Origin of the sequence: Allobosea sp. (genome assembly GCF_035944895.1) — a bacterium.
Lineage (GTDB): Bacteria > Pseudomonadota > Alphaproteobacteria > Rhizobiales > Beijerinckiaceae > Allobosea.
Genome location: NZ_DASZAT010000010.1, coordinates 145,087 through 169,198 on the forward strand (window position 1 = coordinate 145,087; position 24,112 = coordinate 169,198).

Here is a 24,112-nt window from a genome sequence, read left to right on the forward strand (position 1 = left end):
TTACCCGCGCGTCTCCTTCTCCCCTCGGGGGAGAAGGTGGCCCGGCGAAGCCGGGTCGGATGAGGGCCGCCCGGCGAGGCCGACATGTTCGGCGATCTCGCGGAGGACGAATTCGAGGTTTCCTAGAACCCGCTCGTTCGAAAAGCGCAAGACCCGATAGCCCTCGCTCCGCAGAAAGGCGTCGCGACGCCTATCCCGCTTTTGCGCGTCGTCGATCTTGTGAGGCTCGCCATCGAGCTCGACGATCAGCCGAAGTTCGAAACAGCAGAAATCCGCGATGAACGGCCCGATCGCCATCTGGCGCTTGAACTTGAGGCCAGCGAAGCGGCGGCCACGCACCGCCTGCCAAAAGGCAGCCTCAGTGCGCGTTGGCTCCCGGCGCTGGTCGCGGGCGAAGGAGAGAGTACCGGCCGTGTTCTTGCGCTCCACGACCGGCCCTCATCCGTCAGCGCTTCGCGCTGCCACCTTCTCCCCCGAGGGGAGAAGGAAGAGAGGCAAGCTCGCCCGGCAAGGCATAAGCCCACTGCGTGATGTTCCCAGCCCCGAGGCAGACCACGTAATCCCCCGGCCCGGCGAGATCGGCGACCATGCCCGCGAGCTTGTCGGAGGATTCGAGCGGCAGCGCATGGCGATGACCGCGCGCCTTGATCGCCGCCACCAGCGAGTCGCGATCCGCACCCACGATCGGCTGCTCGCCGGCCGCATAGGTGTCGGCGATGATCACCGTGTCGGCGTCGTTGAAGCAGGCGGCGAAGTCGGCGAACAGGCTCGACAGGCGGCTGTAGCGATGCGGCTGCATCACCGCGATGACCTTGCCCTTGGTCGAGGCGCGCGCCGCCTTGAGCACGGCAGCGATCTCGACCGGATGGTGGCCGTAATCGTCGAAGATCAGCGCGCCGTTCCACTCGCCCGTCCTGGTAAAGCGGCGCTTGACGCCGCCAAAGCCGGCAAGCGCCTCGCGGATCACAGGCACGGGAATGCCGAGGTCATAGGCGACCGCGATCGCCGCCGTCGCGTTGAGCGCGTTGTGATGGCCAGGCATCGGCATCAGGAGATCGCGGACCACCTCGTCGCGGCCGGTCTTGCGGTCGCGGATGAGGAGCGTGAACTTCGCCTGCCCGCCGGAGAGGTCGATGTCGATCAGGCGGAAATCGGCCTGCGGGTTCTCGCCATAGGTGACGACGCGGCGGTCCTCGATCTGGCCGACGAGACCCTGCACCGTCGGGTGGTCGATGCACATCACCGCGAAACCGTAGAACGGCAGGTTCTCGACGAAGGAGCGGAAGGCCGCCTTGATCGCGTCGAAGGTGCCGAAATGGTCGAGATGCTCGGGATCGATATTGGTGACGATCGCGACATCGGCAGGGAGCTTCAGGAAGGTGCCGTCCGACTCGTCGGCCTCGACCACCATCCAGTCGCTCTCGCCCATGCGGGCATTGGTGCCATAGGCGTTGATGATGCCGCCATTGATCACGGTCGGGTCGAGCCCGCCCTTCTCGAGCAGCGTCGCGACCAGCGAGGTCGTCGTCGTCTTGCCATGCGTGCCGGCGATGGCGACGCAGGATTTCAGCCGCATCAGCTCGGCCAGCATCTCGGCCCGGCGCACCACCGGCAGGCGCTTCTCGCGCGCAGCCATCAGTTCGGGATTGTCGCGCTTGATCGCGGTCGAGACCACGACGACCTCGGCCTCGCCGATATTCTCGGCCTTGTGGCCGACGAAGGTGGTGATGCCCTTTTCGGCCAGGCGCTTGACGTTGGCGCCATCGGAGGCGTCCGAGCCCTGCACCTTGTAGCCGAGATTGTGCAGGACTTCAGCGATGCCGGACATGCCGATGCCGCCGATACCGACGAAATGGATGGAGCCGAGCTTCGGCGGTAGCTTCATGATGGATACGTCCTGAAAGGTTCAGCCCTGGGCGGTCTGCAGCACGAGCCGCGCCAGGCGGTCGGCCGCATCCGGTATGCCCGCGCTCTTGGCCGCCTGAGCCATCGCCGTCAAGCGCTGTGGCTCGGCAAGCAGCGTGGAAAGCTCGCCGGCGAGGCGCCGTGGCGAGAAATCGTTCTGCAGGATCGCCATCGCTCCGCCGGCCCTGGCGAGCACGCCGGCATTGGCGGCCTGGTCCTGATCGAGCGAGCCCGGCAGCGGCACCAGCAGCGACGGCCGGCCGATCACCGTGAGCTCGGCGACGGTAGAGGCGCCGGAGCGCGCGACCACCAGCTGCGACGCTGCCATCCGGGCCGGCAGGTCCTTGAAGAAGGGCGCCAGCTCGAACTTGATGCCGAGCGAGGAATAGATCTTCCTGACGCGCTCATCGTCCTCCGCCCGCGCCTGCTGGACGATCGCCAGGCGGCTGCGCTCCTCGGCGGAAAGCAGTTGCATCGCCGGCGGCACGATGTCCGCCATCACCCGCGCGCCCTGGCTGCCGCCGAAGACGAGGAGGTTCAGCCGCCCCTCCGGCTCGGCATAGGGCGAGGCCGCCTCGATCACCGCCGGTCGCACGGGATTGCCGACCTGCGTGCATTTCTGCGCCTGCTCCGGCGTCAGCCCGCCGACCTCGGCGAAGCCGGTGGCAATCGCCTTGACCCGGCTGGCGAGGAAGCGGTTGGCCCGGCCGATCACAGCGTTCTGCTCGTGCAGGAGTGTCGGCACGCCCATCAGCGCCGCGGCGAAGACCGGCGGCACCGTCGGATAGCCGCCGAAGCCGACGACGATGGCGGGCTTGAGCTGCTTGATCGCCTGCCGCGCCGCGAGCCCACCCTTCAGCAGCACCAGCGCCGCCTTCGCCATCGCGACCGGCGACTTGCCCGAGGGCGTCGCCGCCGGCACGGCATGGATCGATTCGGCCGGGAAGTTGCCGGCGTATTCGGCGGCGCGCGTATCGGTGATCAGCGCGACCCGTGCGCCGGCACGGTGCAGAGCATGGCTCAGCGCCTCGGCCGGGAAGAGATGCCCGCCCGTGCCGCCCGCGGCGAGCACGACGAGCGGCGCCTGCCCTGCTGCGCTCACGAGCGCCGCCCCGGCTCGCCGAAACTCTCCGAGCGCGGCCGCTTGCGGGTCAAGGCCAGCAGGAAGCCGGTACCCAGCGCCAGCGAGATCAGCGAGGAACCGCCATAGGAGATGAACGGCAAGGTCATGCCCTTGGCCGGCATCATATGCAGGTTCACCATCATGTTGATCGCGGCCTGGATACCGAAGAGCAGGGCAAGGCCGGTGACGCCGAGGCGCACGAACGGATCCTCGGCACGCTGCGCCACGAACAGCGCCCGAAGCACGATGATCGCGAACAGCAGCACCAGTGCCATGCAGACGACGATGCCGAACTCCTCGGCGGTCACCGCGAAGATGAAGTCGGTATGCGCGTCGGGCAGGATGCGCTTCACCGTGCCCTCGCCCGGCCCCTTCCCGAACCAGCCGCCCTGCGCGAAGCTCTCCAGCGCCGTGTCGACCTGGAAGGTGTCGCCCGAGCCCTTGTCCATGAAGCGCTCGATGCGGGCGCGAACGTGCGGGACCAGCTCATAGGCGATGAACAGGCCGACGGCGCCGATGCCGCCGAGCCCCATTACCCAGAACCAGTGCAGGCCGGCGACGAAGAACAGCCCAGCCCAGACCAGGGTGATCAGGATGGTCTGGCCGAAATCGGGCTGCAGCACGAGCGGCACGATCGTGATCGGCAGCAGCAGGAAGGCGATGATCGTGCCTGGCAGCTCGGGCCGGCGATGGCCTTCGGCGAAGGCCCAGGCGGCGAGCACGACGAAAGCCGGCTTGACGAATTCGGAAGGCTGGATCGAGCCGAGCGGCCCAAGCGTCAACCAGCGCTTGGCACCCTTGACCTCGACGCCGAAGAACAGCGTGGCGACCACGCCGGCGAGCGAAAACAGGAAGATGATCAGTGCGATGCGGCGCACCTGGCGCGGCGCCAGCAGCGAGGTCGACAGGAAGATCGCCAGCGCGACCAGGAGATAGACCACCTGGCGGTTGACGAAATGGAAGGTCGAGAGACCGAGGCGCTCGGCGACCGGCGGGCCGCCCGCCATCAGCAGCACGACGCCGGAGACCATCAGCGCCACCAGCGTCGTCAGGATGATGCGGTCGATCGACCACCACCAGCGGCCGCTCAGGCTCGGTTCTGCGCGCGAGACCATCGTTTACAAGGCTCCGTACGGGCGGGCAGATCGAGGGCGCCCGCTCCGGCGAATCACTCTGTCAATGAATGGTTAGCCGATTGATTCCGATCCCTGGTTTCCGGCCGGACCGGGCACGCCTGCCAACAGGCTTCTCAGCCTTCGGAGTACGGCCTGCCATCCTTGTGCAGGAAGCGGCCGTCCCTGCTCGGGCTCATCATGTCGATGTCGGAGCAGGTGATTACGTCGTCTGGAGAGCGGCTGCCGACCTCGAGATAGACCGCGACCTCGTCCGAACGGTTGATCATGTGGTGGCCGTTGCCGCTGTTCCTGGCGAAGGCGGCGCAATCGCCGGCGCGCAGCACAGTCTCGCCGTCGTTCTCGACGAGGACCAGTTCGCCTTCGAGCAGATAGACGAACTCGTCCTCATGCGAATGCCAGTGGCGCTGGCTCGACCAGCCGCCCGGCGGCAGCCGCATCAGGTTGACGCCGAAATCGGTCAGGCCGCCGGCATTGCCGAGCCGCTTGCGGATGCGCTCGGCACAAGGGGTATCGAACGGCTTCGGATAGCCCGAGCCCGTGCGTTCGGGCACCGCTGCGACGTCGATCTTGGGCATGAAGATCTCCCCAGTGCAGGGAACTCCGCCACAGAGCTAGCCGCTACGCCAGCGCCGCGACGCGTTCCACCTTGATCTCATCCTCATGAGCGCGGGCCTCGACCAGATCATAGGCCGCCTGCATCCGCAGCATCGTCTCGGCCCGAACGCCGAACGCCTTCTCGAAGCGGATGGCCATCTCGGCCGACAAGGCGGCCTTGCCGTTCAGGAGATTGCTCATAGCCTGCCGCGTCACGCCCAGTTTCTCGGCCGCGACCGTCACGCTCAAACCATAAGGCTCGACGATCTCGGTCCGCAGCCATGCGCCAGGATGCACGGCGAAGCTCGAATGAAGCTTGATGGCCATCAGTGATAATCCTCCAGATCGATATCCTCGATCGCAAGAGCCTGATTGACGCGAAACGTCATACGCCAGTTCTTCGTCACGACGAGCGACCATTCGCCTACCCGGTCGCCCGTGAGCTGATGGGCCCCGTAGTTGGGCGGGTTCTTGAGTTCATCGGCAGCGTCGATCGCAGCCAGATAGGCGAGCATGTTCCGCAGGCGATCGACGAGATTGCCAGGCAGGCCCTTGCTCTTCCCGGTCTCTGCGAACTGGCGAAGCGCTTTGTGCCTGATGCTCGCAATCTCCATGGGAAGGAGATTGCCGCGAAAATTGTAGCGCGTCAATTGTCACTTGACATTTAAGCTACCGCTCGATCGCCTCGAACCCCGGCAGCGCCTTGACCAGCGTCCGGAAGGCATCGCCCCGCACCTCGAAATTCGGGAACTGGTCGTAGGACGCGCAGGCCGGCGAGAGCAGCACGGCGATCTCGCCGCTGCCCTGCTGCGCCAGCGCAGCCTTGGTCGCAGCCGCGACCGCGACGTCGAGCGTGCCGCTGCAGTCGTAGGCGACGCGGCCGTCATCGTCGAAGGTCGCGGCGAAGAGGTCGCTCGCCGCGCCGATCAGATAGGCCCGGGCGATGTTGGGAAAATAGCGCCGCAGCGACTCGATCCCGCCTTCCTTGGCCTTGCCGCCGAGGATCCAGAAGATCTCGCGGAAGGAGGTCAGCGCCTTCTCGGTCGAGTCGGCATTGGTCGCCTTGGAATCGTTGATGAAGACGACGCGGCCGATCCGGCCGAGTTCCTCCATCCGATGCTTCAGGCCGGGATAGCTCTTGAAGCCGGCGGCGATCTCCTCGGCCGTCAGGCCGAGCGCCGCGCAGGCGGCGAAGGCCGCTGCCGCGTTCTGGGCGTTGTGGCTGCCGCGCAAGGAACCGATGCCGGCAAGATTGGCGACGACCCTGGGCTTGCCGTCCTTGACCTCGACGATGCGCGTGTCGAGCTGGCCGGCATTGGCGGTCACGCCGGCAAAAACGCCCTCGTCGAGCGGCTGCTCGCCGCTGATCTTCACGAGCGGCTTGCCAGAAGCCGCACGCCGCCGCGCCATCTGCTTCGACGGCTCGTCGTCTACACCGACAACCGCGACGTCGGAGGCGGTGACCAGCCGCTCCTTGATCGCGCCATAGGCTTGGAAGGTACCGTGCCGGTCGAGATGATCCGGCGTCAGGTTCATCTGGATGCCGACCGTCGGCTTGATCGAGGGGGCCAGGTCGATCTGGAAGGTCGAGCACTCCACCACATGGATGCGGTGATCGGCCGGAGGCTCCAGCGCCAGCACGGCGGTGCCGATATTGCCGCCCATCTGGACGTCGCGGCCGGCAGTCTCAAGCACATGCGCGATCAGCGCAGTCGTGGTCGACTTGCCATTGGTGCCGGTGATGCAGATCACCGGTGCGGAGGGGGCGATCTTCGCCCGCTCCAGGAAGAACAGTTCGATGTCGCCGATCACCGGGACATTCGCAGCTTTCGCCTTCTCGACAGTCCAGTGCGGCACGGGATGCGTCAGCGGCACGCCGGGCGAGAGCACGAAGGCGGCAAAGCCGGACCAATCGGCGCTCGCGAGATCGACAACCGCAAGCCCCTCGGCCGCAGCCTTGTCGCGGCTCGCCTGATTGTCATCCCAGCAGGCGAGTTCGGCGCCGCCGGCAACGAGCGCGCGCGCCGTCGCCAGTCCCGAACCGCCAAGGCCGAACAGGGCGAGCGTCTTGCCCGCGAACACGGTGACGGGTGTCATCAACGCAGCTTCAGCGTGGCGAGGCCGACCAGCGCCAGCACCACCGAGATGATCCAGAAGCGGATCACCACCTGCGGCTCGGTCCAGCCCAGCTTCTCGAAATGGTGGTGGATCGGCGCCATCAGGAAGACGCGCTTGCCGGTGCGCTTGAACACTGCGACCTGGATGATCACCGAGAGCGCCTCGACCACGAACAGGCCGCCGACGATGGCGAGCACGATCTCGTGCTTCACCGCCACCGCGATGGTGCCGAGCATGCCGCCAAGGCCGAGCGAGCCGGTGTCGCCCATGAAGATCTGCGCCGGCGGCGCGTTGAACCAGAGGAAGCCGAGACCGGCGCCCATCATCGCGCCGCAGATCACGGCAAGCTCGCCGACACCCGGCACATGGTGGATCTGCAGGTAGTTGGCGAAGATGGCGTTACCCGCGAGATAGGCGATGAAGCCGAAGGTGCCGGCCGCGATCATCACCGGCACGATGGCGAGGCCGTCGAGCCCGTCGGTCAGGTTCACCGAGTTGCCGGCGCCAACCACGACGAAAGCGGTGACGACCGGGAACAGGATGCCGAGCGGGATCATCCATTCCTTGAGGAACGGCAGCGCGAAGCCGCTGGCGATCGCGGGCGGGCTGACCTGCATGATCGCCGTGCAGGCGGCGAGCGCGATGACGATCTCGAAGCCGAGGCGCGCCTTGCTGGAGAAGCCCTTATGCGACTGCTTCGTCACCTTGAGGAAGTCGTCATAGAAGCCGATCGCGCCATAGGTCGCGGTGACGCCGAGCACGATCCAGACGTATGGGTTGCGCAGGTTTCCCCAGAGCAGCGTCGCGACGAACAGCCCGGTCAGGATCATCAGGCCGCCCATGGTCGGCGTGCCGCGCTTGGCGAGATGCGATTCCGGCCCGTCGGCGCGAATCGGCTGGCCCTTGCCCTGCTTGATCCTGAGCCAGGAGATCGCCGCCGGCCCGAAGAAGAAGACGAAGAGCAGCGCCGTCGCGGTCGCCCCGCCGGCGCGGAAGGTGATGTAGCGGAAGACGTTGAGGACCGGGAACGATCCCGCGAACTCGGCAAGCCAGACCAGCATCGAACCCCGTTCCTTACTCAGTCGTCGGCCTGGACGACCGGGAAGCGAGCCGTCATCGCCTTGACGATCGGCCCCATGCGCGTACCCAGCGAGCCCTTCACCGTGACGACGTCGCCGGCACGGACCGCATCGAGCACATAGGGCTCGAGGCTGCTCGCCTGTGCGGCATAAGCGCCACGGCGGTGCGAAGGCAAGGCGTCGTAGAGGGATCTCATCAGCGGACCGCAGGCGAAGACGAGGTCGATGCCGTTGCCGGTGACCGCGTCGGCGAGCCCCTTGTGCAGCTCCGGTGCAGTTTCGCCGAGCTCCAGCATGTCGCCGAGGACAGCGATCCGCCGCCCTCTGCCCGAAACTGGCATGCGCCCGAGATTCTCGATCGCGGCCCGCATCGAGGCCGGGTTGCCGTTATAGCTCTCGTCGATCAGCGTGAATGGACCGGCTGGCGCATGCAGCACCTGCCGGGCGCCGCGGCCCGAGGGCGGCGTCAGGTCGCCGAGCGCCAGAGCGGCCAGAGCGAGATCGGCCCCGAGCGCTTCGGCCGCAGCCAGTACGGCGAGCGAATTCAGGACGATATGCTTGCCCGGGCTACCCAGCTTGTAGGTGACTGGCCGGCCCATGACATTGGCTTCGGCGGTCGAGACATCGGGCTTCAGCGCACAGCCGAGCAGCCGCACGTCCGCCTGATCGCTCTCGCCGAAGGAGACGACGCGCCCTGCCCCGGCTGCCAGCGCCAATTCGCGCAAGAGGCCGGTCTGCTGGATGTCGGCATTGATGATCGCCGTGCCGCCCTGCTTCAATCCGTTGAAGATCGCCGCCTTCTCGCGGGCGATCCCCTCCAGAGATTCGAAGGCGGCAAGATGCACCGGCTGGATCGTGGTGATCACGGCGACGTCGGGCTGGACCATCCTGGCCAGCGGCAGGATCTCGCCGGGTGCGTTCATGCCGATCTCGTAGACACCGTAGCGCACGTCTCGCGGCGTCCGGGTCAGCGTCAGCGGCACACCCCAATGGTTGTTGTAGGAGGCGACCGGCGCATGCGTCTTGCCCTGGCGCGACAGCACCAGCCGCAGCGCCTCCTTGGTGCCGGTCTTGCCGACCGAGCCAGTAACGGCGACGACCCTGGCGGTTAGCTCCGCACGGCGCGCCATGCCGGCCTTTTCCATACCGCGGAGCACGTCAGGGACGATGGCGAGCGGCGCATCGGCCGGGAAGGAACCGGCATGGACTTCGTCGACCACTGCGAGCGCCGCGCCCTTCTCGAGCGCCGCAGCGACGAAGTCGTGCCCGTTGCGCGCTTCCCCGGTGATCGCGAAGAAGGCCTCGCCCGGCTCCAGCGTGCGCGTGTCGATCGAGGCGCCGGTGACGGCCGCCGGCACAGGCCCTTGCGAACGGGCGCCCATCGCCTCGATCAGGCGCGCGCCGGTCCACAGCGGTTCGGTGGTCATCCCCGTCTTCCCCCAGCCAATGCCGCGATCGCCTCGCGGACCACCTCATGGTCCGAGAATGGCAGCGTCCGATCGCCGATGATCTGGCCGCTTTCATGGCCTTTTCCGGCAACGACGAGGACATCTCCAGGCTGCAGCATGGCGACGCCCGCTGCGATCGCCTCGGCCCGGTCACCGATCTCCTTGAGACGCTCCGGCGCTGCCGCCAATACCTCGGCGCGGATCGCCGCCGGGTTCTCGCTGCGCGGATTGTCGTCGGTGACGATGGCAATGTCGGCGCCGTCAGCAGCGATGCCGCCCATCAGCGGGCGCTTGCCGCGATCGCGGTCGCCGCCACAGCCGAAGACGCAGATCAGCCGGCCGCTGGCGTAAGGGCGCAGGGTCTTCAGCACCGCCGCGAGCGCATCGGGCTTGTGGGCATAATCGACCACGACGAGCCCGCCATTGTGCTCGCCGACCCGTTCCAGCCGGCCCGGCACGCCCTGAAGGCCCGCGATCGCCCGCACCGACGCCACCGCATCCTCGCCCGTCGCGATTGCGAGCCCGGCTGCGACCAGCGCATTGCCGGCCATGAAGTCGCCGACCAGCGGCAGCAGCACTTCAGTCGTCGCGCCGTCGACGGCTACGGTCAGGCGCTGCGAGAAGCCCTCACGGGCGACATCGAGCAGTTTCAGGCGGTCGCCCTGCCTGCCGATCCCGATCACAGGACGGCTGCCGGCCTTCGCCGCTGCCTCAGCCCTGTCAGCATAGGGCTCGTCGCGGTTGACCACCACCGGCGCGCCGGCCGGCAGCAGCTCCCAGAGCCGCAGTTTGGCCGCAAGATAGTCCTCGACGCTCGGATGGTAGTCGAGATGGTCGCGGCCTAGATTGAGGAAGGCGCCGGCGGACAGCCTGACGCCGTCGAGCCGGTGCTGGTCGAGTCCGTGCGAAGACGCTTCCATCGCAAGATGGGTGATGCCGTCGCCGGCCAGCCCGTCGAGCGAGGCGTGCAGCGAGAGCGGGTCCGGCGTGGTCAGCGAGCCGTAATCGGCCCCGTCTTCAGTGACGATGCCGATGGTGCCGACGCTCGCCGCCTTGCGCCCGAGCGCCTTGAAAATCTGGCGGGTGAACTCGGCGACCGAGGATTTGCCGCTGGTACCGGTCACGGCGACGATCGTGCCGGGCTGGCGCGGATGCACCTTGGCCGCAGCCCGCGAGAGGGCGAGGCGCGGATCGCCGACCTGGGCATAGGCGATCCCGGCCGGCAGCTCGGCCGGTCGCGGTCCGCTGGAGACGATCGCGACCGCACCGCGCTGGACGGCGTCGCTGATGAAGCGGGCCCCATCAGCCTTCGCGCCGGCAAGCGCGACGAAGGCATCGCCGGGCACGACCTTGCGGCTGTCGAAGGCGACGCCGCCGACGCGGCGCGCTCCTGCGTCAGGGAAAGCTCCCGGGAAGAGCTGATCGAGGCTGAAGCCGGTGTCAGTCACAAGCGGATATCCTTGCCGGGCGCGAAAACCCGCGCGTCAATCTCGGGCGAAGCGGAGCGTAACCCCGAGAAGCTCATGCAGGATCAAGCTCCCATCCGTCCAGAGATGCCCGGGGCAGGCCCGAGCATGACGCTCCCCTATCGCGAGCCCCACGCCCCGAGCTTGGCCATCAGCGGGAACGGCGACGGCGGCGGCTCGAAGCGCGGCGCCATGCCGAGAATCGGCGCGGCGCGCTCGATCACCTTGCCGGTGGTCTTGCCGGCGTTCCAGGCCGCGGTCGAATAGCCGCCGCTCTCGGCATAGCCCTTCGGCTCGTCATAGATGGCGAGGAAGACGTAGCGCGGCTTGTCCGACGGCGCGATCGCCGTGAAGGTGGTGAAGTTCTTGTTCTTGGCGTAGCGGCCGTTGATGACCTTCTCGGCCGTGCCGGTCTTGCCGCCGACGAAATAGCCGGGAATGTCGGCGAAGCGGGCCGAGCCCTTCTCGCCATTGATGCGCATGATGAAGCGCATGGCTTCCGAGGTCTCCGGCTTGATCACCCGGACCGCGTCCTTCTTGGCTTCCTCCTCGGAGCGCTTCAGGAAGGTCGGCTTGATCAGGTAGCCGCCATTGACCAGCGCGCCCACCGCCGCCAGCGCCTGGATCGGCGCGACCGCGAGGCCGTGGCCGAAGGCGATCGTCGCCGTGTTGATCTCGCCCCAGCGCTGCGGAACGATCGGCGCGGCGCTTTCCGGCAGCTCGGTCGTCATGCGGTCGAGCTGCATCATCTTCCTGAGGAAGGCCTTGTGGCCCTCGACGCCGACCGAGAGCGCCATCTTGATCGAGCCCATGTTCGACGAATGCAGGAACACCTCCGGCACCGTCAGTGTGCGGCCGGTGCCGTGGTATTCCTTGATGACCTGGCGGCCGAACCGCATCATGCCGCCGGCGGTCGAATAGCTCGAATTGATGTTGGCCTTGCCGGAATCGAGCGCCATCGCGATGGTCAGCGCCTTGAAGGTCGAGCCCATTTCGTAGACGCCGACATTCATCCGGTTGATCCGGTCCTTCTCCAGCGCGTCGACCGGGTTGCCGGGATCGAAGTCGGGCAGCGAGACCAGCGCGATCATCTCGCCGGTATTGACGTCCATGACCGCGCCCGCCGCCGCGATCGCCCGGTATTTCTCGATGCCCTTGACCAGCTCGTCGCGCAGCAGGTGCTGGACGCGCATGTCGATCGAGAGCTGCACCGGCTTGAGGTCGGAGGCCTGCACAGCGAAGCCCGCCCCGTTCAGGTCCTGCAGCCCTTGCGAGTCGATGTATTTCTCGATGCCGGCGATGCCGATATTGTCGACATTGGCGAAGCCGAGCACATGGGCAGCGACATTGCCGTTCGGATAGACGCGCTTGTTCTCGGGCACGAAGCCGACGCCGGGGATGCCGAGCCGGTGCACCTCAGCCTGCTGGCGCGGCGTGATCTCGCGCTTGATCCAGACGAAGCCCTTCTTGGTGCCGAGCTTCTCGCGCAGCTCCTTGGCGTTGAGGTCGGGCAGGACCGCGGTCAGGAGCTCGGTCGCCTCGTCCTTGTCGAGGATGTTGCGGGGCTCGGCGAAGACCGAGACGGTGCGGATGTCGGTGGCGAGCTGGATGCCGTTGCGGTCGAGGATGTCGGGCCGGGCCGCCGAGATCGCGTTCGAGGTCGCCCGGCGCAGGCCGACCTGGTCGCTCGGGAAGGCGCCGAGCATGACGAGCCGGCCGACGATCGCGAGAAACAGGCAGCTGAAGCCGAGGATGACGAGGCCGACGCGCGGCTCGCTCTTCTCGCCGCTCATCCGGAAGATGTCGCGCAGCCACTCGGTGCGGAAGCGCCATTTCGGCTTCGCGACCGCGGGCTTCTCGATCGGGGCGGCGGCGATCTCGGGCGCGGCGCCCTGCTGGTCGAGCTCCTGGCTCATGGGCGGGCTCCCGGCGTCGTCGCGGTGTTGCTCTTGCGGTCGCGCGGGGTCTCGGTCGGCAGGCCGAGGCCGAGATCCTCGAGCTTGCGGCCGATCGAATCCACCTTCGGCCCGCGATTGGGGATGTCGGACAGCCGCACGATCTGGTTCGTCTGCAGCATCTGCAGGTCGAGATGCTTGTCGGCCAGCGCCTGCAGCCGCTCCGGGCGGTTGAGGAACTGCCATTCGGCCTTCAGCACCGCGATCGCCTCGCGCTCACGCTGGGCCTTGGCTTTCAGCTTCTGCAGCTGCTCGGCCTGCAGCGTCGTCTCGTATTTGATCGAGTAGGCATAGAGCGCCGAGGAGACCAGCGCGCCGATGGCGATGATGTGCAAGAGCTTGATCACGCTCAGCTCCTCCGGCGGGCTTGCGGCGCAGGGACGACGGCGAGTTCGACAATGTCGGGATCGGGCGCGCGCGATGGCGCCTCGGTCCGCTCGGCGGCCCGCAGCTTGGCCGAGCGGGCGCGCGGATTGGCCCGCGTCTCGGCTTCGGAGGGCGCGACCGGCCCCTTGGTGACCAGCTTGAACGTCGCCTGCGGCGCGGCCGTCGCCGGAGCGTGGCGCGAGCCGCCCGGCGCCCTGCCCGAGCGCTCGGCGAAGAACTGCTTGACGATCCGGTCCTCGAGCGAATGGAAGGTGACGACGGAAAGCCGCCCGCCCGGCGCAAGCACGGCCTCGGCGCCGTGCAGCGCCCGGACCAGCTCGCAGAGCTCGTCGTTCACCGCGATGCGCAGGCCCTGGAAGGTCCGCGTCGCCGGATGTGCTCCGCCCGGCTCGCCGCGGACGATGCCGGCGACGAGATCGGCGAGCTGCTTGGTCGTCGTGATCGGCGCCTTGCGCCGGGCCTCGACGATCGCCCGCGCCACGGCGCGCGAGCGCCGCTCCTCGCCGTAATGGTAGATGATGTTGGCGAGCACGCCCTCATCCGCCTCGTTGACGAGCTCGGCCGCGCTCTGGCCGCTCGCCGCCATGCGCATGTCGAGCGGCCCGTCGAAACGGAAGGAAAAGCCGCGCTGGGCCTGATCGAGCTGCATCGAGGAGACGCCGATATCGAGCACGACGCCGTCGAGCGGCGCCATCTTGAAGCGCTCGGCCTCTTCCGCCAGCGCGCCGAAACGCGCTTCGGACAAAGTCAGCCGCCCGCCCATCGCAGCGACGAGGCCGGCGCCGCCGGCGATCGCGCTCGGGTCCCGGTCGAGCGCCAGCAAAGTCGCCTTCGGCTCGCGCTCCAGCAGCGCGCGCGAATAACCGCCGGCTCCGAAGGTACCGTCGAGATAACGACCGCCTGCCTTGAGCGCGAGCGCATCGAGCGCTTCGTCCATCAGTACGGGGATATGCGACTCGCTGGTCATGCCGGCCTCGCGCCCAATGTCCGCCGGACGTCGCGCAGCTTCGCCCTGGCCTCCTCGAGATGCGCCTTGAAGCGCTCCGGCTCCCAGATCTGGAACTTGTGGCCCTGCCCGACGAAGGTGACGGTATCGCCGATGCCGGCATGCGCCTTCAGCGTCTCGCTCAGCATGATCCGCCCTTCCGGATCGACCTTCAACACCTCCGAGGTGCCATTCAGCGCCGTCGAGAGCGACTCCCACTCCTCGGAGAAAGGCGAGAAGCGCGACAGGATCTCGTCGATCGTCGCGCGCAGCGCATGGCCTCCGCAGTCGAGACTGAACTGGTCGAGCGCCGGATAGACGTAGAGCCCCTCGTAGCCGTCCTTCACCAGCACGGCCCGGAACGGAGCCGGGATCGAGACCCGCCCCTTGGCATCGAGCTTGTTGGTGAAATGGGAGACGAAGCGGTCCGTCAACGCCGCCTCCTGGTCGGACTTCCAACCGCGCCGCGAAGGCGCAGAGCGAGCCGGCATGCGCCGGCGATCGATACTCCCGCCGAGCCCGACATGGCAGGGCCGTCAGCCAGAATCCGCGCGGCACACGGACCCTGACTTGATGCTTGCCTGTCGGTCTCGACGGGATGATTTGGGATAGCATGGGACAATATGGGCGTCAACGGATCCAACGCTGCGGACAGGGGTCTATCCGAGCCTGCGGACATCACAGCCCGTTAAGGTTAACTATCCGTGAAGGCGAGGTTTTTCGGCGCGCGAACGCCAGCGCGCGGTAGCGCTTCAGCCAGATGGCCGGAACGTGCTGCGTAGAAATATTTTGGAGCTACCGCCCCGCCCGCCGGGCCTCAGCCCTCGTCTGCCGCCCGGCGGAGCAGCGCCTCGCGCAGGGCCTGGACATCACCGAGCAGGCGAGCCGGCGGCACTCCGCTGTCCTCGACCGCGCAAGGCACTGGATTGGGGGCATTGCCTGCCTTCTCGCGCAACCCCTGCCCTGCCTCGGTCAGCTCAACCAGCACCTGGCGCTCATCCTCGCGACCGCGCTTGCGCAGGATCAGGCCGTTCCCTTCAAGGCGCTTCAGCAGCGGCGTCAGCGTGCCGGAATCGAGCATCAATCTGTCGCCGATTGCCTTCACGCTCTGGCCGTCCTGCTCCCACAGCACCAGCATGACCAGATATTGCGGATAGGTCAGCCCGAGCCCGGCCAGAAACGGCCGATAAGCCCGGTTGAAGGCATGGGCCGCCGAATAGACCGCGAAGCAGATCTGCTCGTCGAGCCCGCGCACCGTCGTCGCCTTTGCATCTTTCGTCATAGCCTTGCCGCCTATCGCCCGCACTATGGACCCGTGGACAGGGAGAGCGATCCGATCGGATTGGAACAACTCACCCAGGAAACAGTCTCCCCTGCGATGAAACCAAGATAGCCTCTCATCGCATCGAACGCCGCCCGTTCACGGAAATGTGAATTGCAGACAATTCAATTGTGCACAATCTAATTCACATCGACCACGGCGGACGGCCCGCCCAGCAAGGAGAGCAGAGATGAAGATCCTCTACACCGCCCATGGTTCCGCCACTGGCGGCCGCGAAGGCCAGGCCGCGACCGACACCGGCAACGTCAAGCTCGTGCTGAACACCCCGAAGGAGCTCGGCGGCGGCGGTGGCGAGGGCACCAATCCCGAGCAGCTCTTCGCCATGGGCTATTCGGCCTGCTTCCTCGGCGCGCTGAAGTTCGCCGCCGGCAAGGAGAGCGTGAAGATCCCGGACGACGCCCGGGTCAGCGCCGATGTCGGCATCGGTCCGCGCGATGACGGCAAGGGCTTCGGCATCGCCGTCAAGCTGACGATCTCGGCGCCCGGCATCGACAAGGCCAAGCTCGAGGACCTCGTCCAGAAGGCCCATATCGTCTGCCCCTATTCCGACGCGACACGGGGCAACATCGACGTCCAGCTGACGGTTGCGGCCTGACCCTGCGCAACCCATCTGATCCTCACGGCCGGACATTCCTCCGGCCGTGAGACGATTTGGCCTGCCCCCCGAGGGCGGACCTCGTTTCCGGAAGCCTCAACCTCCAAAGCCTCTGGAACATCCCATGATCGATCGCCGCCATTTCCTCGCAGCGGCCGCGGCCACTGCGCTCGCGCCCGCCCTCCCCGCCGCAGCCCGCGCGCCTCTCGCCGGAGACCAGGTGCCGGGCGTCTATCGCCGCAAGCTCGGCGACCTTGAGATCACCGCGATCCTCGACGGCTACATTCCCTTTGATACCAAGGTCTTCGGCGGCAGCGACCCCGCCGCGATCCGCCAGAGCCTCGCCAATGCCGGTCAGGGCGAGCGCCTGCCCACCGCAGTCAACACCTTCGTCATCAACACCAAGGACAGGACCTATCTGCTCGACACCGGCGCCGGCGCCTGGAATGCGATGGGCGACACCATGGGCCGGGCCGAGAGCAATCTGCGTACCGCCGGCATCACGCCGGAGCAGATCGACACGGTTATCCTGACGCACGCCCACCCCGATCATCACGAAGGCCTGCTCACCGCGCAGAAGACGGCGCGCTTCGCGAATGCCGAGCTGATCATCAACGAGACCGAACATGCCTTCTGGCACGATGACGGCATCCTCAACCAGGCTCCGGCCGAGGTGAAACCCTTCTTCGCCTCGGCCCGGAACGCGCTCGCGCCCTATGCGAGCCGGACCCGAAAGGTGAAAGCGGGCGAGGTCGCCCCTGGCCTCACGCTCGAGCATGCGCCCGGCCACACCCCCGGCCACAGCATCCTGCGTGTTGCATCGGGCAATGAGCAGCTCCTGCTCGTCGGCGACAGCATCCACAATGTCGTGATCCAGACAGCGCAGCCGGAGGTGACCTTCGTCTTCGACGCCGACGGCAAGCAGGCGGCAGCCTCGCGCCGGCGCGTGCTCGACATGGCCGCCACCGACGGATTGCTGATCAGCGGGGCGCACATGCCTTTCCCCGGCTTTGGCAAGGTCCTGAAGGACGGCCCGGCCTTCCGCTTCGTTCCCGCCGATTGGAGCTACGTACTCTGATCGCAGCCGCTGCAAATGCGAAAGGGCCGGGATCGCTCCCGGCCCTTTTCTCTAGGATGAGGGTGCCAGCCGGCCTGTAAGCCGGGTTCTGGACGGCCGGGAGCAGGCTCCCGCAGGAACTTGCCCCCGACGTGACGGCCATTCCTCTGGGACGCGCATTGCTGCGCGCCTCGAGCAACCAACCCGGACGACTGGACCTGGAAACCGGCCCCTCCTCCCTTGCGGGCGAGCATCGTCCCTATTCGGTTTTGCTCCCGGTGGGGCTTGCCATGCCGTCCCCGTTGCCGGGTCCGCGGTGCGCTCTTACCGCACCTTTTCACCCTTACCGCGTGCCGAAGCCCGCGGCGGTTCGATCTCTGTGGCGCTTTCCCTGGGGTCGCCCCCGCCGGACGTTATCCGGCACCGTGTTTCCGTGGAGCCCGGACTTTCCTCCCCTGCCGAAGCAGGAGCGGCCGTCCGGCCGACTGGCGGGCTCCCTCTGCGCTGGAAAGGCCGGGGCCGTCAAGCAACAGCGGTAAGAACTCAGTTGCTGGCGGAGATGGTGTGTGCGCTGCCGGAGATGCTGCGGACCTTGGCGCAATAGGTACGGTTGGCCCCGCTCATGCGGGTCGCCATATGGCCGCTCTGATACTTCATCACGGTGCGGCAGGTGTCGCCGCCGGCGAGGCGATAGGCCTGGCCGAGATATTTCATGGCGTAGCGGGCATTGGTGTCGGCATCGAGCAGGCCGGAAGCGCCGCCGCTGTAGCCGACGCCGCGCGCCGTCTGGTGGCGGATCTGCATCAGCCCGTAATTACCGGCATTCGATGCGCGCGGATTGTAGCGGCTCTCGATCCGAACCACCGCATCAGCCAGCGCGAACGGCACGCCATTGGCCGCGGCATGACGGGCGACCAGGGCGCGAAGCCCTTCCGAACCGGCCGGCGCTGCAAGTGGGGTACGGGCTGCACGAGCGGTCCTGCCGGCCTTGGCTTGAGCCTTGCGCCCACTCTTCGTCTCCGCAGTTTCGGTCGTCGACTTCTGCGAATCCTGCCCTTGCTCGGCAGCGGCGGCCTGGCGCCTGATTTCGGCCTCTCGCACGATGAAGGCGCGGGCGTCGGTCTCGGCGTTCACCTGGGCGGAAGCGGGTTGAAGAAAGGCCAGGCAAATCGCGAAGGCGGCGCAGCCGCTACCAGAGATTTTCATCATGCAGGAGGAGCCTCATCTATCGACAGGAACCAAAAACGGTGCGGCGAAATGATAGATGAATGTGACGACAATCCGGCCGATACGAACAAATTTCAATCGATTCCGAAGGAAGATCGATTACTTTAGCCTCGGTTCGAAAGCAGTAATTATCATGTATTGAGCGTTGGAACGATTCATCCTCGCCGGCGTTGACGCAGTCATGGCAGCGGGTCAAATCATTGCCGTATTGCGACCGCAATTCCCGTTCGCAATGCAATAAAGTCGGCTCCGGCCGGGACCGCTCTGCTGGATACGACCCGAGAAGGGGGAATGAGATGAAGGCATTGATCGCAATCGCGGTTGTCGGGCTCACGCTCGGCGCCTGCACACCGCATGAGGAACGTGTCGGCGGCGGCGCCCTGGTCGGTGCCGCGACCGGTGCCGTGATCGGCGGGCTCGCCACCGGCCGCGCGGGCGGTGCGCTCGCCGGCGCCGCGATCGGCGGCGTGGGCGGCGCCATCGTCGGCTCGGCCACCTCGCCCTATCGCCGCGGTGGCTATTATTATGACGACGGCTATGGCGGCTGCCCCTACGGCTACTACCGCGACTATTACGGCCGGCTCTATTGCCGCTGAACCGCTCGCATTCTACGCAGGAGCCGCGGCCGATCCGGCCGTGGCTGGATGAACGATGACATCGTCTTTCTGGGGGGCTCTGGGCGGCGGCGGCCTCGGCTTCGCCCTGGGCGGGCCACTGGGCGCGCTCATCGGCGCACTCGCAGGCCACGTCCTGGTCGACCGTGAAGGCGCGCTCTTCGGCCCTGCCCCCAAGCAATTGGTCTTCACCACCGGCCTGGTCGCGCTCGCCGCCAAGATGGCGCGCGCCGACGGGGTGGTGACGCGCGACGAGATCGCCGCCTTCGAGCGCATCGTCGATGTCCCGGAGGAGCAGAAGGCCCAGGTCGAGCGCCTGTTCGACCTCGCCAAGCAGACCAGCGCCGGCTTCGAGGCCTATGCCCAGCAGATCGCCGAGGCCTTCCGCGACGAGCCGGCCTTGCTGGAGGACGTGCTCGACGGCCTCTTCCTGATCGCCGCCGCCGACGGCGCGATCCACGAGCGCGAGCACGCCTATCTCCATGACGTCGCGACGATCTTCGCCATTGACGAGGCCGGCTTCGCCCGCATCGAGGCGCGCCACCTGCGCCGCCGCGACGACCCCTATCTCGTGCTCGGCGCCAACCGCGAGATGAGCGATGGCGAGTTGAAGCAGCTGCATCGCCGCCTCGTCCTGGAAAACCATCCGGATCGCGAGATCGCCCGTGGCCTGCCGGAAGAGGCGGTCTGCATCGCGACGCGCCGCCTCGCCGCCATCAACGCCGCCTGGGATGCGATCGAGAAAGAACGCGGCATCGGCCGTAGAGAACCGGAGCCGGCGTGAGCCTCACCCTCGAACCCGATAGCCGCTTCGCCGCCAAGGTCTTCCCCTCGCCCAACCATGGCGAGCGCAAGTTCAGCGATGGCAAGAATCCGGAAAAGGACCACGGGCGCCGGCCCGACACGCTGATCCTGCACTACACCGGCATGCCCGATGCCGGCGAAGCGCTGCAGTGGCTGTGCAACCCCGCCTCGCAGGTCTCCTCGCATTATTTCGTCTTCGAGAACGGCCACACCCTCCAGCTCGTGCCCGAGGAGCGCCGCGCCTGGCATGCCGGCGCCTCGCACTGGGCCGGCGAGACCGATCTCAACTCGGCATCAATCGGCATCGAGATCGCCAATCCCGGCCACCCTGGTGGCCTGCCCGATTTTCCCGAGGCGCAGATCGCCGCGACGCTGAACCTCTGCCGCGACATCTGCGAGCGCTGGCGGATCCCGCCCGAGCGCGTCCTCGCCCACTCCGATATCGCGCCGGGCCGCAAGATCGATCCCGGCGAGAAATTCCCCTGGCGCCGCTTCGCCGAGGGCGGCGTCGGCCTCTGGATCGAGCCCGCGCCGATCAGGGGCGGCCGCTTCTTCGCCCGCGGCGATGCCGGCCCGCCGGTCGAGGCGCTGCAGGCGATGTTCGCCATGCTCGGCTATGGCGTCTCGGTCGATGGCGTCTTCGACGAGCGCTTCGAGGCCGTGGTCGCCGCCTTCCAGCGTCATTGGCGACCGGAAAAGGTCGACGGTGTCGCCGACGGTTCGACCATCACGACGCTGCGCGACCTGCTGGCGCTGACGCAGGAAGCGCGGACCGCCTGATCGTCTGGTCTGCCGCCATCCCGGCCCGAAGGAGCGGCAATCTTCGTTAACTCTTCGGCCCTAGCGTCGCGGAAGCCGCTCACATCACCGACCCAAGGCTAAGGGCCGCCGCATGCCGCTCTCGGACGCCGAAGCCAGACGCCTCTACGATCAGGCCGCACTGATGGCCTGCATCGGCGCCTGGGAATGCCGGCTCGCCGATACGCGCCTGAGCTGGACCGACGGCATCTACGACCTGTTCGGTCTGCAACGCGGCTGCGCCATCAACCGCCGCTCGATCGTCGAGCTCTACCATGACGAATCCCGCGCCGAGATGGAGCGCCTGCGCGGCCGGCTGATCGCCAGCGGCCAGGGCTTCGTCATGGACGCCCGCATCTGCACCGCCAGCGGCGCCGAGCGCTGGATGCGCCTTTCCGCTTCCGTCACGCATGAGCACGGCCGGGCGGCGCGCATCCACGGCGCCAAGCAGGACATCACCGGCGAGAAGGACATGTGGATGGGCTTGCGCCGGCTCGCCTATAGCGACCCGCTGACCGGCCTCGCCAATCGCCGCGCCTTCGAGATGCAGCTCTCGGACCTGCGCCGCCACACCGGCGACGCCTGCGCGCTCGGCCTGCTCGCCATCGTCGATCTCGACAACCTCAAGCCGATCAACGACCGCCTCGGCCATGCCGCAGGCGACGAATGCCTGCGCCAGATCGCCATGCGGCTGGAGAGCGCGCTCAGCGACGCCGCGATCATCGCCCGTATCGGCGGCGACGAGTTCGGCCTGCTTCTCTGCTCGGCTGCCGGCCGCCCCTATCTGCTCCACCGGCTGGACCAGGCGCAGAAAGCGCTGTCGCGCCCGGTCACCTGGCGCGGAACGACCATCGAGGTCAGTGCCTCGATCGGCGCCACCATCCTGCGGCCAGGCCTGCTGCACGATCCCGAGCGGCGCTTCGCCGAGGCGGATTCGGCGCTCTATGTCGCCAAGGCCGCCGGCCGCAACTGCCTGCGCCTGTTCGGCGATCCCGTCGAGGTCGCGGGCGACGTGGCGATGGTCAGCGCCGGCACGATGCATGTGGTCTGAGCGAGTGCCTGGCAGGGGATCTGCTCCCGGCTGCGGCTGATATTCGTCCGCTCCCGCCCCTGGCGAACTGCGAGCAGGCCACTTCATGGCGAGCCGACTGGCTCGAAGGGAGAGGTAGGGATTGGGCCGTCCGCTTGCCGGCGAATGTCCCGAAAAGCGCGGCGATCTTCGGCCCAGCCGTTGCCGATTGTGCTTACTTCGTCGGCCGGGAGCGCGCAGTAAGCTTGTTTCCGTCCGGATCACGGAGGTAAGCGACGAACGCACCATTCGGGCGCTCGCTGGGTGGGCTCTCGATCGCCGTCCCACCATGCGAGGTGCCAGCCTTATGCCAGGCGAGGACATGGTCACGGCTCGCAGCGGCGATGCCGATCGTCCCACCGTTGGCCGCGGTCGCTGGATTGCCGTCGATCGGCTTCGTGATCATCAGCCGACCGCCCATGTGGGCATAGATCAACCTGCCCCTGGCATCCATCTCGCCGGGCTCGCCTCCCAACGCGGCGAATGTGGCGTCATAGAAATCCCTGGCCCGCTCGAGGTCGTTGCTGCCGATCATGACGTGAGTGAACATGTTTTCGCTCCAAAGAGGGCCTGTGCGAGATAATCACAGCCGAACGCGCAGACGACCGGCCGACCGCGAATAGACCAATGATTATCAGGCTATCCTGTGCGGCCTTTTGGAAAAGATCAGTCCTTTCGCAAGGCATGCCCGCAGAGTTGGCGGCAAGCTGCGCACATACCCTCCCCAGGAGATCCAGCGATGACGCCCGGGCGAATGCCTGCTCGCGGCTGCCACACCAGTCTCCGTGGCCACATCATCAACGCCAGGCTGGACCACGAGCCCGGCAACCTCTTCGCAACCTTCTTTGACCAAACTTCGCCGGCGGGACAGCTCCGGCTGACGATCTCGTGCGGTGCACGAAACAGCGGCCCGCGCTCGCTGAACATCAGCGAACATTTCCATTCAGGCGGCGTTGCCATTGCAAGTGCGATGATCGCCTCAGCTAAACCAGGAGACACCTCATGCGACATCTCGTGATCGCGGCCGCCCTGTTCATGGGCTCGGTCGCCGCGGCCAGCGCCGCACCGGCCGCCACTCATGACGGTGCGCTTGCACCCACGGTCGCGCAGCAGCTCGACCGGCTACCCGCCGAATTCACCGCCAGCGCCGCCAAGCTGCGGCGGATGCAGATCATCCAGGACAATCTCGATCGCCAGCGCTACGGGCGCAGCGGTGGCTACCGACGCGACTACGGCGGCGGTTACGGGCGCGGCTACGGACGCGGTTACGGCGGTGACGGTTATCGACGCGGATACGGCGACGGCTACGATCGCCCCCGCTACGATCGCTGGTGAGGCATGGCGGCCTCGCTGGCAAGCGGGGCCGCTGCATGCGCCGGAAGGCGTGAAGGGGTCGAGAGGGATAAGAACCGTCCCTCTCAGAATCCCAACTTTCTTCCAAAAAAAACGTCCCGCCTTGTCGGAACTTTGCTCCCTGCTTCGTCCTTGAGCTGACAGGCCGCCATCTGGTCTGATGAGGCAGCAAGGAGCACAGCGATGAAGGTCATCCAGAATCTCTGGTTCGACAAGGACATGGACGCGGCGATCAGCCTCTACACCTCGCTGATCCCGAATTCGGCTCTCGAATGGACCAACGCCCTGCCGGCGGAATCGCCAAGCGGGCCGGCCGGCAGCGTCAAGATCGCCTTCTTCACCATCGGCGGTCAGCGTTACCAGGCCTTCGAGGCGTGGCGCTCCGATGCCTTCAACCATACCTTCTCGATCATGGTCGAGTGCGAGACACAGGCCGAGATCGACCGGCTCTGGGAGGCGCTCGGTGAAGGCGGCAAGTTCGAGCAATGCGGCTGGCTGAAGGATCGCTGGGGCCTGTCCTGGCAGATCGCGCCCAAGCGCCTGGGCGAGCTCGTCCGCGATCCCGATCGGGACAAGGCCAAGCGCGTCGCCGAGGCGATGCTGAAGATGGTCAAGCTCGACATCGCCACGTTGGAAGCCGCGGCTAAGGATTGAAAGCGCTCAGGCGGCTTCGGCCGCCTGCCCCATGCGCTCCTTCAGGCGCTTGCCGACCTCGACGATCGCCTCGATCGCCGGCATCAGCTCGAGGCCGAGTTCGGTCAGCCCGTACTCGGCCGAGGGCGGCGAGCTCGGCACGACGCACCGCGCGACCACGCCCCTGTTTTCGAGATCGCGCAGCCGCTCGCTCAGCATCTTGGCAGAGATCTGCGGCATGTCGTGCCGCAGCTCGCCGAAGCGGCGCGGGCCGGCGCTCAGATACCAGATCACGTTCGGCGTCCAGGCTTTGCCGAGCACCTGCATGCAGGTGCCCACCGCGCAGGTCGGCGGCGGGTTCTTGGCCCGATTCTTCCGTATCTTCAAAGCCATGAGGAGAATTCTCCGGTTACCGGGAAGATAC

28 protein-coding genes and 1 other RNA gene are annotated in these 24,112 nt (G+C 67.0%); 9 read left to right on the plus strand and 20 right to left on the minus strand.

Annotated features, from left to right (window positions below; all coding sequences use genetic code 11):
* The 16 genes from VGV58_RS16245 to VGV58_RS16320 form a co-directional block, all read right to left on the minus strand.
* Positions 1-429 carry an endonuclease domain-containing protein gene (locus VGV58_RS16245; protein ID WP_326875070.1) on the minus strand — a complete coding sequence of 143 codons (429 nt, stop codon included), beginning with the start codon at positions 427-429 and terminating at the stop codon, positions 1-3.
* Between the two features lie 16 nt (positions 430-445).
* Positions 446-1,885 (minus strand): UDP-N-acetylmuramate--L-alanine ligase, encoded by a 1,440-nt coding sequence (murC, locus tag VGV58_RS16250; protein ID WP_326875071.1) that lies wholly within the window; start codon positions 1,883-1,885, stop codon positions 446-448.
* Between the two features lie 21 nt (positions 1,886-1,906).
* Positions 1,907-3,007 carry an undecaprenyldiphospho-muramoylpentapeptide beta-N-acetylglucosaminyltransferase gene (gene murG / locus VGV58_RS16255; RefSeq protein WP_326875072.1) on the minus strand — a complete coding sequence of 367 codons (1,101 nt, stop codon included), beginning with the start codon at positions 3,005-3,007 and terminating at the stop codon, positions 1,907-1,909.
* Complete coding sequence (locus tag VGV58_RS16260) at positions 3,004-4,143, minus strand: FtsW/RodA/SpoVE family cell cycle protein (RefSeq protein WP_326875073.1); 1,140 nt, start codon at positions 4,141-4,143, stop codon at positions 3,004-3,006. The genes murG and VGV58_RS16260 overlap by 4 nt, the downstream gene beginning before the upstream one ends.
* 134 nt (positions 4,144-4,277) lie before the next feature.
* Positions 4,278-4,739, minus strand: a complete 462-nt coding sequence (locus tag VGV58_RS16265; RefSeq protein WP_326875074.1) for a cupin domain-containing protein — start codon at positions 4,737-4,739, stop codon at positions 4,278-4,280.
* A gap of 43 nt (positions 4,740-4,782) precedes the next feature.
* Positions 4,783-5,085 carry a HigA family addiction module antitoxin gene (locus tag VGV58_RS16270; protein ID WP_326875075.1) on the minus strand — a complete coding sequence of 101 codons (303 nt, stop codon included), beginning with the start codon at positions 5,083-5,085 and terminating at the stop codon, positions 4,783-4,785.
* Positions 5,085-5,408, minus strand: coding sequence for a type II toxin-antitoxin system RelE/ParE family toxin (locus VGV58_RS16275; protein WP_326875076.1), 324 nt, complete (start codon positions 5,406-5,408; stop codon positions 5,085-5,087). The genes VGV58_RS16270 and VGV58_RS16275 overlap by 1 nt, the downstream gene beginning before the upstream one ends.
* Before the next feature lie 19 nt (positions 5,409-5,427).
* Positions 5,428-6,855 carry a UDP-N-acetylmuramoyl-L-alanine--D-glutamate ligase gene (murD, locus tag VGV58_RS16280; RefSeq protein WP_326875077.1) on the minus strand — a complete coding sequence of 476 codons (1,428 nt, stop codon included), beginning with the start codon at positions 6,853-6,855 and terminating at the stop codon, positions 5,428-5,430.
* Positions 6,855-7,937 (minus strand): phospho-N-acetylmuramoyl-pentapeptide-transferase, encoded by a 1,083-nt coding sequence (gene mraY, locus VGV58_RS16285; protein WP_326875078.1) that lies wholly within the window; start codon positions 7,935-7,937, stop codon positions 6,855-6,857. Before mraY ends, murD begins: the two co-directional genes overlap by 1 nt.
* 17 nt (positions 7,938-7,954) lie before the next feature.
* Positions 7,955-9,382, minus strand: coding sequence for a UDP-N-acetylmuramoylalanyl-D-glutamyl-2,6-diaminopimelate--D-alanyl-D-alanine ligase (locus tag VGV58_RS16290; protein WP_326875079.1), 1,428 nt, complete (start codon positions 9,380-9,382; stop codon positions 7,955-7,957).
* Positions 9,379-10,851, minus strand: coding sequence for a UDP-N-acetylmuramoyl-L-alanyl-D-glutamate--2,6-diaminopimelate ligase (locus VGV58_RS16295; protein ID WP_326875080.1), 1,473 nt, complete (start codon positions 10,849-10,851; stop codon positions 9,379-9,381). Before VGV58_RS16295 ends, VGV58_RS16290 begins: the two co-directional genes overlap by 4 nt.
* A 137-nt stretch (positions 10,852-10,988) precedes the next feature.
* Complete coding sequence (locus tag VGV58_RS16300) at positions 10,989-12,785, minus strand: peptidoglycan D,D-transpeptidase FtsI family protein (RefSeq protein WP_326875081.1); 1,797 nt, start codon at positions 12,783-12,785, stop codon at positions 10,989-10,991.
* Positions 12,782-13,171: a cell division protein FtsL gene (ftsL, locus tag VGV58_RS16305; RefSeq protein WP_326875082.1), complete on the minus strand. Its 390-nt coding sequence runs from the start codon at positions 13,169-13,171 to the stop codon at positions 12,782-12,784. The genes VGV58_RS16300 and ftsL overlap by 4 nt, the downstream gene beginning before the upstream one ends.
* Before the next feature lie 2 nt (positions 13,172-13,173).
* Entirely contained in the window at positions 13,174-14,178 is a 1,005-nt protein-coding gene (gene rsmH / locus VGV58_RS16310) for a 16S rRNA (cytosine(1402)-N(4))-methyltransferase RsmH (RefSeq protein ID WP_326875083.1), read from the minus strand.
* Complete coding sequence (locus VGV58_RS16315; RefSeq protein ID WP_326875084.1) at positions 14,175-14,630, minus strand: division/cell wall cluster transcriptional repressor MraZ; 456 nt, start codon at positions 14,628-14,630, stop codon at positions 14,175-14,177. The genes rsmH and VGV58_RS16315 overlap by 4 nt, the downstream gene beginning before the upstream one ends.
* A gap of 383 nt (positions 14,631-15,013) precedes the next feature.
* Entirely contained in the window at positions 15,014-15,478 is a 465-nt protein-coding gene (locus VGV58_RS16320) for a MarR family winged helix-turn-helix transcriptional regulator (protein WP_326875085.1), read from the minus strand.
* A gap of 229 nt (positions 15,479-15,707) precedes the next feature.
* Here VGV58_RS16320 and VGV58_RS16325 point away from each other — a divergent pair, with 229 nt between their 5' ends.
* Complete coding sequence (locus tag VGV58_RS16325) at positions 15,708-16,133, plus strand: organic hydroperoxide resistance protein (RefSeq protein WP_152013023.1); 426 nt, start codon at positions 15,708-15,710, stop codon at positions 16,131-16,133.
* Between the two features lie 124 nt (positions 16,134-16,257).
* Positions 16,258-17,211: an MBL fold metallo-hydrolase gene (locus VGV58_RS16330; protein WP_326875086.1), complete on the plus strand. Its 954-nt coding sequence runs from the start codon at positions 16,258-16,260 to the stop codon at positions 17,209-17,211.
* A 61-nt stretch (positions 17,212-17,272) separates the two neighbouring features.
* Here VGV58_RS16330 and rnpB read toward each other — a convergent pair.
* Together rnpB and VGV58_RS16340 are read right to left on the minus strand one after the other, a co-directional pair.
* Positions 17,273-17,679, minus strand: an RNA gene (gene rnpB, locus VGV58_RS16335) — RNase P RNA component class A.
* 54 nt (positions 17,680-17,733) lie between these two features.
* A complete protein-coding gene (locus VGV58_RS16340; protein WP_326875087.1) occupies positions 17,734-18,399 on the minus strand; it encodes a lytic transglycosylase domain-containing protein in 666 nt (221 codons plus the stop codon).
* 314 nt (positions 18,400-18,713) lie between these two features.
* Here VGV58_RS16340 and VGV58_RS16345 point away from each other — a divergent pair, with 314 nt between their 5' ends.
* The 4 genes from VGV58_RS16345 to VGV58_RS16360 all read left to right on the plus strand — a co-directional run bounded on the left by VGV58_RS16345 (position 18,714) and on the right by VGV58_RS16360 (position 21,684).
* The gene (locus VGV58_RS16345; RefSeq protein WP_326875088.1) at positions 18,714-19,013 is read left to right on the plus strand and encodes a glycine zipper domain-containing protein; all 300 of its coding nucleotides are present in this window, start codon (positions 18,714-18,716) and stop codon (positions 19,011-19,013) included.
* A 55-nt stretch (positions 19,014-19,068) separates the two neighbouring features.
* Positions 19,069-19,815, plus strand: a complete 747-nt coding sequence (locus VGV58_RS16350) for a TerB family tellurite resistance protein (RefSeq protein ID WP_326875089.1) — start codon at positions 19,069-19,071, stop codon at positions 19,813-19,815.
* A complete protein-coding gene (locus VGV58_RS16355; RefSeq protein WP_326875090.1) occupies positions 19,812-20,615 on the plus strand; it encodes an N-acetylmuramoyl-L-alanine amidase in 804 nt (267 codons plus the stop codon). Before VGV58_RS16350 ends, VGV58_RS16355 begins: the two co-directional genes overlap by 4 nt.
* Positions 20,616-20,727: 112 nt before the next feature.
* Complete coding sequence (locus VGV58_RS16360; protein WP_326875091.1) at positions 20,728-21,684, plus strand: diguanylate cyclase domain-containing protein; 957 nt, start codon at positions 20,728-20,730, stop codon at positions 21,682-21,684.
* A gap of 193 nt (positions 21,685-21,877) precedes the next feature.
* Here the strand turns inward: VGV58_RS16360 and VGV58_RS16365 are convergent, their stop codons facing one another.
* Complete coding sequence (locus VGV58_RS16365) at positions 21,878-22,252, minus strand: VOC family protein (RefSeq protein ID WP_326875092.1); 375 nt, start codon at positions 22,250-22,252, stop codon at positions 21,878-21,880.
* Positions 22,253-22,441: 189 nt separating this feature from the next.
* Here VGV58_RS16365 and VGV58_RS16370 point away from each other — a divergent pair, with 189 nt between their 5' ends.
* From VGV58_RS16370 to VGV58_RS16380, 3 genes are all read left to right on the plus strand, one after another.
* Positions 22,442-22,720 carry a hypothetical protein gene (locus VGV58_RS16370; protein WP_326875093.1) on the plus strand — a complete coding sequence of 93 codons (279 nt, stop codon included), beginning with the start codon at positions 22,442-22,444 and terminating at the stop codon, positions 22,718-22,720.
* On the plus strand, positions 22,705-23,037 hold the full coding sequence (locus VGV58_RS16375; RefSeq protein ID WP_326875094.1) for a hypothetical protein: 333 nt from the start codon (positions 22,705-22,707) through the stop codon (positions 23,035-23,037). Before VGV58_RS16370 ends, VGV58_RS16375 begins: the two co-directional genes overlap by 16 nt.
* Before the next feature lie 201 nt (positions 23,038-23,238).
* Complete coding sequence (locus VGV58_RS16380) at positions 23,239-23,709, plus strand: VOC family protein (RefSeq protein ID WP_326875095.1); 471 nt, start codon at positions 23,239-23,241, stop codon at positions 23,707-23,709.
* Positions 23,710-23,715: 6 nt separating this feature from the next.
* Here VGV58_RS16380 and VGV58_RS16385 read toward each other — a convergent pair whose 3' ends face one another.
* The gene (locus VGV58_RS16385) at positions 23,716-24,081 is read right to left on the minus strand and encodes a winged helix-turn-helix transcriptional regulator (protein ID WP_326875096.1); all 366 of its coding nucleotides are present in this window, start codon (positions 24,079-24,081) and stop codon (positions 23,716-23,718) included.
* Positions 24,082-24,112: the final 31 nt, after the last annotated feature.

Excerpts from the sequence above, each read along its gene's own strand:
- murC (WP_326875071.1), bottom strand. The coding sequence starts at position 1,885 with ATGAAGCTACCGCCGAAGCTCGGCTCCATCCATTTCGTCGGTATCGGC.
- VGV58_RS16260 (WP_326875073.1), bottom strand. The coding sequence starts at position 4,143 with ATGGTCTCGCGCGCAGAACCGAGCCTGAGCGGCCGCTGGTGGTGGTCG.
- VGV58_RS16265 (WP_326875074.1), bottom strand. The coding sequence starts at position 4,739 with ATGCCCAAGATCGACGTCGCAGCGGTGCCCGAACGCACGGGCTCGGGC.
- VGV58_RS16270 (WP_326875075.1), bottom strand. The coding sequence starts at position 5,085 with ATGGCCATCAAGCTTCATTCGAGCTTCGCCGTGCATCCTGGCGCATGG.
- murD (WP_326875077.1), bottom strand. The coding sequence starts at position 6,855 with ATGACACCCGTCACCGTGTTCGCGGGCAAGACGCTCGCCCTGTTCGGC.
- mraY (WP_326875078.1), bottom strand. The coding sequence starts at position 7,937 with ATGCTGGTCTGGCTTGCCGAGTTCGCGGGATCGTTCCCGGTCCTCAAC.
- VGV58_RS16290 (WP_326875079.1), bottom strand. The coding sequence starts at position 9,382 with ATGACCACCGAACCGCTGTGGACCGGCGCGCGCCTGATCGAGGCGATG.
- VGV58_RS16300 (WP_326875081.1), bottom strand. The coding sequence starts at position 12,785 with ATGAGCCAGGAGCTCGACCAGCAGGGCGCCGCGCCCGAGATCGCCGCC.
- rsmH (WP_326875083.1), bottom strand. The coding sequence starts at position 14,178 with ATGACCAGCGAGTCGCATATCCCCGTACTGATGGACGAAGCGCTCGAT.
- VGV58_RS16320 (WP_326875085.1), bottom strand. The coding sequence starts at position 15,478 with ATGACGAAAGATGCAAAGGCGACGACGGTGCGCGGGCTCGACGAGCAG.
- VGV58_RS16325 (WP_152013023.1), top strand. The coding sequence starts at position 15,708 with ATGAAGATCCTCTACACCGCCCATGGTTCCGCCACTGGCGGCCGCGAA.
- VGV58_RS16330 (WP_326875086.1), top strand. The coding sequence starts at position 16,258 with ATGATCGATCGCCGCCATTTCCTCGCAGCGGCCGCGGCCACTGCGCTC.
- VGV58_RS16340 (WP_326875087.1), bottom strand. The coding sequence starts at position 18,399 with ATGATGAAAATCTCTGGTAGCGGCTGCGCCGCCTTCGCGATTTGCCTG.
- VGV58_RS16345 (WP_326875088.1), top strand. The coding sequence starts at position 18,714 with ATGAAGGCATTGATCGCAATCGCGGTTGTCGGGCTCACGCTCGGCGCC.
- VGV58_RS16350 (WP_326875089.1), top strand. The coding sequence starts at position 19,069 with ATGACATCGTCTTTCTGGGGGGCTCTGGGCGGCGGCGGCCTCGGCTTC.
- VGV58_RS16360 (WP_326875091.1), top strand. The coding sequence starts at position 20,728 with ATGCCGCTCTCGGACGCCGAAGCCAGACGCCTCTACGATCAGGCCGCA.
- VGV58_RS16365 (WP_326875092.1), bottom strand. The coding sequence starts at position 22,252 with ATGTTCACTCACGTCATGATCGGCAGCAACGACCTCGAGCGGGCCAGG.
- VGV58_RS16370 (WP_326875093.1), top strand. The coding sequence starts at position 22,442 with ATGACGCCCGGGCGAATGCCTGCTCGCGGCTGCCACACCAGTCTCCGT.
- VGV58_RS16375 (WP_326875094.1), top strand. The coding sequence starts at position 22,705 with ATGCGACATCTCGTGATCGCGGCCGCCCTGTTCATGGGCTCGGTCGCC.
- VGV58_RS16380 (WP_326875095.1), top strand. The coding sequence starts at position 23,239 with ATGAAGGTCATCCAGAATCTCTGGTTCGACAAGGACATGGACGCGGCG.
- VGV58_RS16385 (WP_326875096.1), bottom strand. The coding sequence starts at position 24,081 with ATGGCTTTGAAGATACGGAAGAATCGGGCCAAGAACCCGCCGCCGACC.